The sequence below is a fragment of the Adhaeribacter pallidiroseus genome (assembly GCF_003340495.1).
In the GTDB taxonomy this organism is placed as follows: Bacteria; Bacteroidota; Bacteroidia; order Cytophagales; family Hymenobacteraceae; genus Adhaeribacter; species Adhaeribacter pallidiroseus.
The window spans coordinates 2,233,181-2,246,422 of the sequence record NZ_QASA01000001.1 but is presented as its reverse complement, the minus strand read 5'-3'; the positions used below and the strand labels follow the sequence as shown (position 1 = coordinate 2,246,422).

Sequence of the window (13,242 nt, the reverse complement as noted above, 5' to 3'; positions counted from 1 at the left end):
AAAATTTTTGCTTTTAGTAGATTATATGCAAGCCTAAAAAAAGCGACTCCGGTAACTTCGAAGCCGCTTTTTTTATGACTACCTTTCATTTTACACTACCACATTCACAATTTTATTAGGTACTACAATTATTTTTTTGGGTGCTTTCCCTTCCAGATATTTATCAATTAATCCAGAACCAATTACTTCTTGTTCAATTAACTCTTTCGCCATGTCGGTTGGGAAAGTTAGTTTACCTCGCATTTTGCCGTTTACCGAAATAGGGTATTCAAAAGAACTTTCGGTAAGATACTTTTCCTGCCAAGCCGGGAAACGGGCGTAAGAAATGCTATCCGCATGACCTAACAGGTGCCAGAGCTCTTCGGTAATATGCGGGGCGTAGGGCGATAATGCAATGGTTAAAGGCTCCAGAATTGCTTTTTTAGTACATTTTAAAGCCGTTAACTCATTTACGCAAATCATGAAGGTGCTTACCGAAGTATTAAACGAAAAGCGTTCAATGTCTTCTTCCACTTTTTTAATGGTTTTGTGCAAGGTTTTTAATTCGGTGGCCGTTGGCTCCTCGTTAGAAACATAGAACTGGTTATTTGCATCGAAAAATAACTTCCAGAAACGTTTTAAGAACTTGTGCACCCCATCAATGCCATTGGTATTCCAGGGTTTAAATTGCTCGAGAGGCCCTAAAAACATTTCGTACATCCGCAAAGTATCCGTTCCTACTTTATGTATGATGTCATCCGGATTAACTACGTTGTACCACCGCTTCGACATTTTCTCTACTTCCCAGCCGCAGATGTATTTACCGTTTTCCAAAATAAATTCAGAATCAGCTAAATCAGATCGCCACTTTTTAAATGCTTCTATGTCTAAAACATCATTTTCTACAATATTAACGTCGACGTGCAAAGGGGTAACATCGTACTGGTGGCGCAAATTATAAGAAACAAACTGATGGGTATTGCTTACCCGGTAGACAAAGTTGGACCGACCCTGGATCATACCCTGGTTAATCAGCTTTTTAAAAGGTTCTTCACTGGATACCAAACCCAGGTCTTTCAAAAATTTGTACCAGAATCGCGCGTACAATAAGTGACCGGTAGCGTGCTCCGAACCACCGATGTAAAGATCAACACTACCCCAGTATTTCTCAGCTTCCGAACTCACAAACTGCTTTCCATTATCCGGCGCCATGTACCGTAAATAGTACCAACTGGAACCGGCCCAGCCGGGCATAGTAGTCAACTCGTAGTGATATTCGGCCTGGTATTTCCAATCTTTGGCGCGACCTAAGGGAGGCTCACCGGTTTCGGTTGGTAGAAAGGCATCGATTTCGGGTAAGATTAACGGCAATTCACTTTCCGGCAAAGGGTAAGCTACATCGTCTTTATAGTAAATCGGAATAGGCTCGCCCCAGTACCGCTGCCGGCCAAACACCGCGTCGTGAATGCGGTATTGTACCTTACCCCGGCCAACCCCCAATTCTGCAAATTTAGCCACCGCGGCTTTAATAGCTTCTTTTACCGGCAAACCATTTAAGAAGCCGGAATTCATCATAATTCCTTCTTTGGCTTCGTATACTTCATCGGGAGTTGAACCTTCTATTACGGGTAGGATAGGAAGGTTAAAATGTTTGGCAAAGTTAAAATCGCGACTATCGCTGGCGGGAACGGCCATAACCACCCCGGTACCATAGCCGGCTAAAACGTAATCAGCAATCCATAAAGGGATTTCGTCGCCACTGATAGGATTGATCACATAAGAACCGGTAAAAACCCCACTTATGTGTTTTACATCACTCATGCGGTCACGTTCCGAGCGGTTTTTAGCCGTATTTACGTATTCTTCTACGGCTTCTTTTTGTTCCGGAGAAGTTAATTCGGGTACCCATTCGTGCTCCGGAGCAATAACCAGAAAAGAAACTCCGTAAATAGTATCCGGGCGGGTGGTAAAAACCTTAAGCTGTTGCTCCGAACCTTTAATTTTAAAATTTAACTCAGCGCCAATGGATTTACCAATCCAGTTGCGCTGCATTTCTTTAATGGGTTCGGTCCAGTCTATTTGTTCGAGGTCGTTTAATAAACGCTCGGCGTAGGCGGAAATGCGTAAACTCCATTGCTTCATCTTCTGGCGAATGACCGGATACCCACCCCGTTCCGAAACCCCGTCTTTTACTTCATCGTTGGCGAGTACGGTTCCCAGAGCCGGGCACCAGTTTACGGTAGCATCGGACAAAAATGCCAAACGGTACTTTAATAAAATAGCTTGTTGTTCTTTTTCGCTGGAGTGATGCCATTCTGCGGCGCTGAACTGGCTGTTGTCTTCTTCGTGGCCCGCCGCTTTTACGTTGGCGGTACCGGAACTTTCAAATTTTTGAATTAAGGTGCGAATAGGTTCGGCTTTATCGGTGGCCTGGTTGTACCACGAATCAAACAATTTTAAAAAAATCCATTGCGTCCATTTATAATACTGCGGGTCGGAGGTACGTACTTCGCGGCTCCAGTCGAAAGAAAAACCCAGGTTTGCTAATTGTTCTTTATAGCGGTTTATGTTTTGCTCAGTGGTAACTGCCGGGTGCTGGCCCGTTTGAATAGCGTACTGCTCCGCGGGTAAGCCAAAAGCATCAAAACCCATGGGGTGCAAAACGTTAAAGCCTTTAATCCGCTTGTAACGGGTTACAATATCCGAAGCAATATAGCCTAAAGGATGCCCTACGTGTAATCCGGCACCGGACGGATACGGAAACATATCCAGAACATAGTATTTTGGCCGGTTTGCATCAATGGTAACTTTAAAAGTTTGGTGTTGTTTCCAGTATTGTTGCCACTTTTTTTCTATCTGGTTAAAGTTGTATTCCGACATGGGGGTGCTTTCTTTGGGTATTTCGCGCGTAAAAAAATCAAGTACAAATAAAGAATAAACGCAAAATTAATTTTTTTTGCGGAGGATTTATATTTACCGCCGAAACATTGCCGGAAATTTATGAAAGAACTAAAATGCTCTAAATTATAGCTAAACAATTACCCGGATCAAGACAAACACCTATTTAGAAGTAAATCAGCATTCGGTTGTATAATTTTAATCTTTACGGTTAATGATATACCAAGAATTTAAAATTATATTTATTTTTTAGTTGCCGAACAGTTAATAGCCAATCTATTTCGTTGGGAAAATCTAATACAAATTAAAAAACGAATTTAAAACGGCTACGCTGTACACCACTATAACAAGCACGTAAATCCATCAGGCTAACCTTGTATAAAAACAAACGCTTTTTACTAGTTCAATATGGGAAAAGGTACTTTTACTCCTAAAATGATTTCCGCTGATCAGATCGCGCAAGATTTACCCGCTATAGATAATAACGCAGAGGAACTCCGTAATTCTCAAGCAAGTAATTCCACTTATTGCGACTTAGAATCGGAAACGCCGAATGAAGATTTTTATTTACAAACCGAATATGAAGCAGACCTTGATTTACTATTGTTACAGGTAGATATTGATAATGATCCTCGGGTACCACCGCCCGTTGCACCAGGCCCCGATAATTCCATGGGAACTCTTCTGAATGGTCAGCCCCCATTATCTTGGTCTTTTTCGTCTTTAAGTACCAAGGCAAATCTGTATAAAGCAGTAATATCGGGACACTCCAACCAGTATTTTTTAAAAAAAGCCGTCGAAAGATTGGAAACCATCATTGCAAATGGCAATTTATTGCAAAAAACGCCCTACGGAATAGCACCTAAACCGGCTACTTTTAATTACTTGGATGAAAATGGCTCGACCATAACGAAACCCATGGTAGCTACCGATTCCCCGAATGATTATGTAAGCCTCGCCACTTATTGGTGGCCTGATTTAAATTCAGCGGATGGATTACCGTATATCGTGCATGACGGAAAACCCAATCCGGAAGCTACGGCTATTCCGGACCATTCTTTGCTGCACGACATCTGCCACGATATTCAGTTTTTAGGGTTAGCATATTATTTTACCAAGAAGGATGCTTATGCGGCTCAAGCCATTGCTTTACTCCGCGCCTTTTTTCTCGATCCAATCACCCGCATGAATCCGCATTTAAGATACGCTCAGATTATTATGGGGGCTAATAAAGGCAACGGCCGATGCATTGGTTTTGTTGATGCAGAATTATTACCCGAGTTATTAAATGGTTACCAATTATTGCAAGAATCACCAGCCTTAATCGCTGCTCCGGAAGTAGACGCCGGCATGAAAGAATGGTTTCGTCAGTTTTGGCAATGGTTAACCACTCATTACGAAACAGTGCCGCCTAAGGGCAGCGCAGCTTTTTATCATTACCAAATGATGAAAGAAATTAAAACCGTTAAAAACAATATTCGCTGTGCGTACGAGTTACAGGTGATAAGTTATGCCCAGTTTATTGGTGAAAATGCTTGGGCGGTGCAAGAAATAAACGCCATCCTAAAAGATAGTAAAACGGAGTTGGGATTAATTTCGGAGCAAATACTACCCGAGAACGGCATTTTTAAAGTAAAAGATAAAACTGGAGAGGAAAAAGAGTATCCGGTTCCGGCGGGAACAATGCCCAAAGAAATGAAGCGAGCTAAACCAGCCACCTATTGCCAGAAAAATCTGGATTTACTGCTTCGGCTCTGTGTATTGGCCGAAAACGCGGGAGTAGATTTATGGAATTACACCAGTCCGGGGGGCTCCTCCGTAAAAAAAGCCATTGAAGCCATTTGGTATTTCAACATTAATCCGCAGGAATGGCCCCGTTCCGAGAACGAGGACTTGGCCGACCCCAAGGTGTACCGTATTTTTAGGCATACCATACGCCGGGCAAGTGGCGCCTGGCTGCAGGATAAAACTTTACAAAATAACGTACAAACTTATCTGCAAAGATTGGATGAGTTGGTAGGTGCTCAGTCCGGATATTCTGAAGTCGCCTACCGCAAAGGCTTAGATTGGCAATTGCTCATCCATAAACTAGGCTATACGTTTTAATCAACTTTTTTTAAATTTGAAGACGGCTCCGCTTCTTTTATAAGCCAAATTAGTGGCAGGGCATTGTATGTGTATATTTTTAACAACCTTTAGAATTTAAAATCAATCCGATTTATTTAAATGGTTACTTTTTTAAATTTTCGCCGCTAGATTAAGATTTCACAACCCGGCAAAGGTAAATGCCCTTATAAAGTGGTATTCTTTTCGGTTTAATAAGGCCCTGCGGTAAAGATCCCTTCGATGGAAGCATAGGTTCATTAGCTACCCCAAAAGATTATGGCGGCGCATTTCTAAAATAAACTCTTTGATTGTTTGCCCATTATCAGTTCGGCTGAGTACGTGAACTTAACTAAAAGTAAAATCCTTAATTGGGGCGAAGGTTTCTCTGGCCTTGTAGATGTAAATTATTTTAAAAAAGATTCGGGCTGTTGCTAATTTTTAAAATATCTGACCTTAAAAAAGATTAGTTCCACCCATTCTTTTGGTTAGCAGAATTATACTTGAATGTGCCGCTAATTGGACAGGGGCAACTTTTAAAATTTATTACGCCGGTAACTTCCGGAAGCATAACTGGCGTGTAGGCGCAAAGTAGTTAAACAATTTAAAAAAATTACTTTCAACAACCAAAAGCTTAGTATTTTAGAGTTTGGTAATATTCTGAATTCTCATGAAAATAAAATCCTGGAGTCTCAGTGTTGTTGTATTAGCGTTCGTTTTTACTTGTAAAACGCCCGAACCAGCCACTTCAACCATTGCACCCGTCCGAAAAGTAGTAGACAAAGACCCGCCTTCTGCGCCTTTGTCACCGGAAGAAAGTTTAAAAAAAGTGCAGCTTCCACCCGGTTATCATCTGGAACTGGTGGCCAGCGAACCCATGATCCAGGAACCGGTAGCTATTGCCTGGGATGGAAACGGCCGGTTGTTTGTAGCCGAAATGAATACTTACATGTTGGATGTGTACGGTACCGATAAATACAAGCCCATCAGCCGGATTAAACTCCTGGAAGATACCAACCACGATGGCAAAATGGATAAAGCCACCGTATACATTGATAATCTGGTATTGCCCCGCATGATTTTGCCCCTCGATGATCGGCTAATTGTAAACGAAACCAACACTAACCATTTGTGGAGTTACCGCGACACCAACCAAGATGGGGTAGCGGACGAAAAAATACGCGTTTACGAAAACAACCTGGTAGATACCCGAAATCTGGAGCACCAGAAAAGCGGCTTAATCTGGAACCTGGATAATTACATTTACGTGTCCCGGGATCCTATTCGTTTCCGGTACAAAAACGGCATAATCGCGGCCGATTCTTTGGTGGAAGATCCGGGTGGACAATGGGGCGTAGCCCAGGATAATTACGGCCGTTTGTTTTTCTCGGCAGGAGGCGCCGAACGCCCGGCCGTTTCTTTTCAGCAAAATCCAGCCTACGGCCGCCTGGATTTTAAGGAGCAATACAACGAAGCTTTCTTAGCCACCTGGCCCATTATTGGAACGGTAGATGCCCAAGGCGGCCGGAAAAGAATGCGCCCCGAAGATAATACACTCAACCACTTTACCTCCAGTGGCGGACAAACCATATTCCGCGGCGACCGCTTGCCCCAGGATTTGCAGGGAGATTTTTTTACACCCGAGCCGGTGGGCCGTTTAATTCGCCGGGCCAAAGTTATCAACCAGAATGGCAAAATTTCCTTGCAAAATGCCTATGAACAAAGCGAGTTTTTAGCTTCTTCCGATATGAATTTTCGACCGGTAAATACCGCAACCGGCCCGGATGGTTTGTTGTACGTGGTGGATATGTACCACGGCATTATTCAGGAAAGCGAGTGGACCAAAGAAGGCAGCTACATTCGGCCCCAAATTCTAGCTAAAGGAATGGACAAAAACAAAGGACGAGGTCGTATTTACCGGATTGTGCACGATGATTTTAAACCCGATCCGAATAAACCCAACTTGCTGAATGAAAATGCGGCCACTTTAGTAACCTACCTTAGCCACCCCAACGGATGGTGGCGCGATAATGCCCAAAAGCTATTAATTGTGCGCGGTGATTTGTCGGTAGTACCCGCTTTAAAAAATTTAGCCACGGCAAAACCCTCCTGGTTAGATAAACTTTTGTTTTGGCGGAAAGAACCCAGCCATTTAGGTAAAATTCATGCGCTATGGACGTTAGAAGGCCTGGAAGCCATTGATAAAAACACCTTGTTACAGGCATTAAAAGACAACAATGCGCAGGTAAGAAAAACAGCGGTATGGATTAGTGAGATATTTTTAAAAAAGAACGATCCGGAAGTTATTCAACAATTAAATTCTTTAATGAATGACCCGAACGCCGAGGTTAAAATTCAACTGGCCTTGTCGCTGCGGACGCTGAAAAATGAGCAAGGACGCCAAATGGTGCAAGCGCTGATTGCGCGCAATCCCAACGTACCCATGTTGGCGGAATCAGAAAAAAGCCGGGTAAAAACCGAAGAAGCTCTTGCCCGGAGAAAAGAAGAAAACCGGAAGTTAAGTTCTTACGACCGAAATTTGCTGACCAAAGGCGCCGTTATTTTTCAGCAGGTTTGCGCTTCTTGCCATGGCCAAGACGGTAAAGGTATTGCTTTGGGCAGTAACGATATGGTCGCTCCCCCGCTTTCCCGATCAAAGCGCGTTAACGGGGAAAAAGCAAACATTATCCGAATTTTACTGCATGGTTTATCCGGCCCGGTAGAAGGTAAAACTTATCCGGATGTAATGCCGGCGATGGGGCATAACGAGGATGAATGGATTGCCGCCGTTTTAAGTTATGTCCGGAACGATATGTACAACAAAGCGCCTATTGTAAAACCCGAAGAAGTAAAAGAAATCAGGTCACAAACTACCAACCGGCAAAAATACTGGACCCTCGACGACCTGGAAGCTTCGGCTAAATAGCCCTTCCAAAAATAATTTTGGCTAGCACATGAATTGCTCAGCCCTCTGGACTTAATTATTCAGAGGGCTTTTCTTTACAGCGGCTTCTTAATTTAATAAATATTTATACCGTTTATGCAACTGCCTTTTAGTTAAACCAGGCTGATTTTTTAAATTTTTTCGGCTAAAGGTAAGTTTGTTAACAACGTTTTATAGCGCATCTACCTTTTCAGATCAGGTATTATTAATTGTAGGAATAAGTAAGTGCCGGTATTTACACTGTCTGGGTTTCCGTATGATCTATGACTTACTTCCTCCTAAATGATAACTAATAAAAACTCACAGGTAATTTACCCTGCTCAAAAAAGATGTAAGCTGATTTTAGCTTTCTATAATTCCACCCTCTTCAACTTACTCCAACCTTTTTAAGAATTCTTCTTTCCCCAATTGGTCAGGTATAGACTCCGTGTTTTTTTAAATTTTACTCCTTCCGGTCTCATTATTTATATCCATTTTTAAAAACGCTTGGTAAAAAGCTTAAAAATTTACTCCTATTCGTTAACAGAGCAAACATTTACAGCTATGGCATTTTTTCTAACGCGAATCCGTTTATGTAAACAGGATAAAGTATATTTACGTCCGGTTTTCGGGGAATGGGTATAAACTGTTCTTTATTGTAGATTTTGACTTTATAGAATGGCTGAAAAGCAATATAAATCTGTTTACCAAAAAAGTGTTCATTTTCTTTGGCGGGGTTTTCTGGTAAGTATCGCATTGCTGCTTATTTACGTGGTTTTTGTGTCGGTGAATTTCCTGTATTTATTTGGTTCCTCGCCCGGTTTAGAAAAATTAGAAAACCCGAGTAGTGAAATAGCCTCGGAGCTTTATACCGCCGACGGTTTGTTAATAGGCAAATATTTTACGGAAAACCGCAGCCCCGTTTCTTATTCTAAAATTTCGCCCATTTTAATTAAAACTTTAATTGCTACCGAAGATGTGCGTTTTTACCAGCACTCCGGCATAGATCCCCAAGCCTTGGGCTCTATATTTTATTTTACCTTACGGGGGGAGAAACGCGGCGGCAGTACCATTACCCAGCAATTAGCCAAAAACCTGTATAAAACCCGTACCGATGATTCCCGCGGGGCTTTGGGGCACATTCCCTTGTTAAACACCCTGATCAGCAAAACGAAAGAATGGACCTTGGCGGTGCAGCTGGAACGCAATTATACCAAAGAAGAAATCGTGACTATGTACCTGAATACCGTAGATTTTGGTTCCAACTCTTACGGTATTAAAGTAGCCTCCAAAACTTTCTTCAGCACATCGCCGGATAGCCTCAAGCCGGAAGAAGCAGCCATGATGGTAGGTTTGGTAAATGCTCCTTCGCGCTACAGCCCTAAGTTTAACCCTAAAAATGCTTTAGCCAAGCGCAATTTTGTAATTGACAAAATGGCCAAGTACCAGATTGTTAGCCCAGCTGCCGCTGATTCTTTAAAAGGCTTACCGATTACCCTTAAGTATAAAGTAGAAAAGCATTACGAAGGTCCGGCTACTTATTTTAGAGGCGCCGTAAACGACTTTGTGAAAAAATGGTGTGCCGAAGAAAACAAAAAAGCCGGCTACAATAAATATGATATTTACGCCAGCGGCTTAAAAATCTACACAACCATTGATTCGCGGATGCAAGCCTTGGCCGAGGCAGCAGTAGAAGAAAAAATGCGCGATTTGCAGAAAAAATTTAATCGCCACTGGAAAGGTAAAAACCCTTGGGTAGATGAAAAAGATCAGGAGATCCCGAACTTCATCGAAACCATTGCGCATCGCACGGAATATTATCAAAAATTAAAACGGCTATACGGCAACGATCAGACAAAAATTAATGAGCTGATGAACACGCCCCGGAAAATGACCGTTTTTACCTGGCAAGGCGAAAAAGATACGACCCTAAGCCCCCTAGATTCGTTGCGCCATTACAAACGGTTTCTGCACGCGGGCATGATGACCATGGACCCTTTCAACGGTCAGATTAAAGCCTGGGTCGGCGGTATTAATTTCAAATATTTTAAATACGATCACGTCCGGCAAGCCAAACGGCAAGCGGGTTCTACCTTTAAACCGTTTGTTTACTTAACGGCTCTGGATAATGGCTACTCTCCCTGCGACCGCATTCGCGACGAACGCATAACCATTAAATACGTGGAAAACGGCAAGCCCATGGAGTGGCAGCCCGATAACGTAACCCGTTCGTATACGGGCATTAATATGACTTTAAGACAAGCTATGGCGCGTTCGGTAAACTCCGTCACGGCGCAGCTTACCGAGCAAGTAGGCTGGGACCGGGTGGCCCAATATGCGCATCGCTTAGGTATTTCTACGCCCTTGCAATCGGTACCCTCCATTGGCCTAGGTTCGGGTGGTGATGTATCGGTGTACGATATGGTAAGTGCTTATGGAACCTTTGTGAACAATGGTTTCCGGAGCGATCCCATGTTTGTTACCCGCATCGAAGACCGTAACGGCAACGTTATTCAGCAATTTAGCCCCCGGCAGAAAAAAGTAATTAGTGAAGAAACAGCGTTTTTAATGGTACACATGCTAAAAGGCGGTATGGAAGAACCCGGCGGTACCTCCCAAGCCTTATGGGAATACGATCTGTGGAAGAACGGCAACGAAATTGGCGGTAAAACCGGCACTACCTCTAATTACTCTGATGGCTGGTACATGGGCATTACCAAAGATTTAGTTTCGGGCGTTTGGGTAGGCGGTGAAGACCGCAGCATTCATTTCCGCACGTCTTCTACCGGCGAAGGCTCCAAAACCGCTTTACCCATATTCGGGTTATTTATGGAGAAACTATACAAAGCCAAAGATCTGGCTTATAAAATGGGCCGGTTCCCTAAAGCCACGGTTAAAATCCGGAAAGATTATTATTGCCCAACGCCCCGCTATTCTGCCCCCAAGTCAGATTCACTTTCAACGGATCAATTACTCGAAAAGCTGAATGATAGCTTGCCAGCAGATATTTAATAAATAAAATATAGTAAAATAATATTATTTAATATAATTTGTTTTATATATTGGTGATTAACAACACCCATTAGCAATTATTATTTAATACTATTATTTTATTCCATTGGCAACCAATACCAACTCCTTACCAAAACATCAGTCCGCCCGTATCAACTGGTTGGCAAAAGAAGTGATCGCTTGGGTTTTAGTAATCGGCATATTTGCCACCTTACTTACTTATTGGTATATCTGGTCTTCTGTTGTATTAAGCAACTTGCAAATAGCAGGTTTATGGATTACGGGTGGTTTATTAACCTTTACTCCATTTATTCAAAAGTATTTGCAAGCTTTAAACCTACGCTTTGAACAAGACTTAATTCTTCGGTTTGCGTTTATTGTGCCTGCTTTTATTTCAATCTTATTACTTCTGAATTACTTTTTGCCTGTAGCTATTTACCAGGAAACGCACTCCATAACCGGCACCTACGATATTGTTATATACAAAAAAAGGATGGAGCTTAGTTATGTGGGCTTAATTTTAAAAAATGATGCGTACGCAGGAGTAGAAAAAATTAGAACAATAGATCCGAGGAATGTTCCGGATTATCCGCAACAAATTACTTACACTTTTAACCAAGGCATTGTAGGTATAAAAACATTAAAAGAATACGCCATTAAATAAGAAGTAAAACAGGCTCCGATGCGAATGAAAGCAGTAAAAACAGCTTTATAGTAGGCTTTTTTTAGTTTTAAATTCAAGTTTTTTACAAGCATTTGGTTTAATAAATAAGAATGATTTTAAATTAATCTGAATTACTAAAGTGAGGTAAAAATACTTCACTTTCTATGTCATAATTTGCTCTAAAAACGTTATAATAGAGTATTATAATTGGTTTTAAAGCACGTGTGCCATGATGAAAGAGCTATCTAAATCCATAAAATTTGTTTATTTATTTCTCGGTCTGAGTTTGATTACTGTTGCCGCGAATGCGCAGCGGGTAGATATTCAGGAATGGCCAAAAGGTCGCCTGATTTTAACTTCGGGTGATACGCTCCTGGGGCCATTAACCTACCACCGCACCGAAGATATAGTCCGGATTACTTCGCCGGATGGTTCGATACAAGCTTTTGCACCGGTGAATGTGGCCAGTTTTACGGTTTCGGATGGCCGGTTTTCCCAAACGTTTAAGCCATATATGTGGAACCGGGGCAACGATTACAGCGACTACAAAGCTCCTTCTTTTTTTGAACAACTGAATGATGGTAGATTTAGTTTGGTAAAACGCGAAACCATTGTCCGCCGGAATATGAACTCCGGGCCTATGTACGCCGGCTACGGACGATATTATGATCCGTACGGGTATGGCAATGCTACTCGTTTTGTGGAACAAGTGCAGGAACTGTTTTACCTGCATACGCCCGACAACACCATTGTGGCACTCCGGAAGCCTAAACGCGATCTAGAAGAAATTTTTGGAAAGCAAAATAAAGAAATGAAAGCTTTTATCTCCGCTAACAAACTGGATTATGACAATGCCCGGGATTTGGTATTAATTGTCAGCCATTATAACAGTATCAGCCAATAAGTGCCACAACTACTAAAAACAGAAAGGCCGTTCCTGCAAAGAGCGGCCTTTCTGTTTTTAGTGGTAAAACATCCATAGTGCTCAATTGCCCGCAAAAAATATTTTTAAATTTATTTTAAATAACCAGCTGTTACAGCAAAAAACCGGTTTGTAACTTCAGCAAGCGGTTTTAATTTTTAGGTAAGTCGTTGCTAACTGTGCTGCTACCGAACAGTAAAATTGCAGCGTTCGTCCGATTTCGAACAGTTGTATAATAGCAAACCCGCAAAAACAGCGATTTTGAGCTGTTATGACCTTTTTTCTTGTTTTGGCATAGCCGTTGCAAACCTATTAAAGGAAATCAGTTAACAAAAGCTGGTTAGCAATGGAAAAATTAAAAAAATCAAAATACTTAAAAACTAAAACTATGAAAAAGCTCCTTCTTTCTCTCGTATTATTTATTCAGTTAGGTTTCGTTATGGCTCATGATAATAAGCCCGTAATGGTAGTACAGGTTAAAAACGAAAATGTAAAAATGTTTCAACAAGCAGGTACATCTACCCCCGTCATTTACACGATTACTACCGAAGACCGCGTAGAACTTATTCGCAAATGGAATACTCATTGGACAATGGTGAAGGTGAACGATAAAGTTGGTTATGTTTTACATTCTGAATTAACTTACTTAAAAGATAAACCAGAACCCAGAGCCATCGCGAAACGCTAAGAACGCAGAGCGTAATGAAACAAAAAAAGGTGAACCCGTAAGTTCACCTTTTT

7 protein-coding genes are annotated in these 13,242 nt (G+C 41.9%); 6 read left to right on the top strand and 1 reads right to left on the bottom strand.

Annotated features, from left to right (window positions below; all coding sequences use genetic code 11):
• Window positions 1-90 precede the first annotated feature (90 nt).
• Entirely contained in the window at window positions 91-2,859 is a 2,769-nt protein-coding gene (gene leuS, locus AHMF7616_RS08825; RefSeq protein WP_115372557.1) for a leucine--tRNA ligase, read from the bottom strand.
• A gap of 426 nt (window positions 2,860-3,285) precedes the next feature.
• Between leuS and AHMF7616_RS08820 the strand changes: the two genes are divergently transcribed.
• The 6 genes from AHMF7616_RS08820 to AHMF7616_RS08795 all read left to right on the top strand — a co-directional run bounded on the left by AHMF7616_RS08820 (window position 3,286) and on the right by AHMF7616_RS08795 (window position 13,189).
• Window positions 3,286-4,983, top strand: a complete 1,698-nt coding sequence (locus AHMF7616_RS08820; protein ID WP_115372556.1) for an alginate lyase family protein — start codon at window positions 3,286-3,288, stop codon at window positions 4,981-4,983.
• Between the two features lie 667 nt (window positions 4,984-5,650).
• Window positions 5,651-7,906 carry a DUF7133 domain-containing protein gene (locus tag AHMF7616_RS08815; protein ID WP_115372555.1) on the top strand — a complete coding sequence of 752 codons (2,256 nt, stop codon included), beginning with the start codon at window positions 5,651-5,653 and terminating at the stop codon, window positions 7,904-7,906.
• A gap of 675 nt (window positions 7,907-8,581) precedes the next feature.
• On the top strand, window positions 8,582-10,915 hold the full coding sequence (locus AHMF7616_RS08810; protein WP_115372554.1) for a penicillin-binding protein 1A: 2,334 nt from the start codon (window positions 8,582-8,584) through the stop codon (window positions 10,913-10,915).
• Between the two features lie 106 nt (window positions 10,916-11,021).
• On the top strand, window positions 11,022-11,579 hold the full coding sequence (locus AHMF7616_RS08805) for a hypothetical protein (protein WP_115372553.1): 558 nt from the start codon (window positions 11,022-11,024) through the stop codon (window positions 11,577-11,579).
• Between the two features lie 229 nt (window positions 11,580-11,808).
• Window positions 11,809-12,483 carry a hypothetical protein gene (locus AHMF7616_RS08800; protein WP_147275635.1) on the top strand — a complete coding sequence of 225 codons (675 nt, stop codon included), beginning with the start codon at window positions 11,809-11,811 and terminating at the stop codon, window positions 12,481-12,483.
• A gap of 406 nt (window positions 12,484-12,889) precedes the next feature.
• Window positions 12,890-13,189 (top strand): SH3 domain-containing protein, encoded by a 300-nt coding sequence (locus AHMF7616_RS08795; RefSeq protein ID WP_147275634.1) that lies wholly within the window; start codon window positions 12,890-12,892, stop codon window positions 13,187-13,189.
• The last annotated feature ends 53 nt before the right edge of the window (window positions 13,190-13,242 follow it).

Excerpts from the sequence above, each read along its gene's own strand:
- AHMF7616_RS08795 (WP_147275634.1), top strand. The coding sequence starts at position 12,890 with ATGAAAAAGCTCCTTCTTTCTCTCGTATTATTTATTCAGTTAGGTTTC.
- AHMF7616_RS08810 (WP_115372554.1), top strand. The coding sequence starts at position 8,582 with ATGGCTGAAAAGCAATATAAATCTGTTTACCAAAAAAGTGTTCATTTT.
- AHMF7616_RS08815 (WP_115372555.1), top strand. The coding sequence starts at position 5,651 with ATGAAAATAAAATCCTGGAGTCTCAGTGTTGTTGTATTAGCGTTCGTT.
- leuS (WP_115372557.1), bottom strand. The coding sequence starts at position 2,859 with ATGTCGGAATACAACTTTAACCAGATAGAAAAAAAGTGGCAACAATAC.
- AHMF7616_RS08820 (WP_115372556.1), top strand. The coding sequence starts at position 3,286 with ATGGGAAAAGGTACTTTTACTCCTAAAATGATTTCCGCTGATCAGATC.
- AHMF7616_RS08800 (WP_147275635.1), top strand. The coding sequence starts at position 11,809 with ATGATGAAAGAGCTATCTAAATCCATAAAATTTGTTTATTTATTTCTC.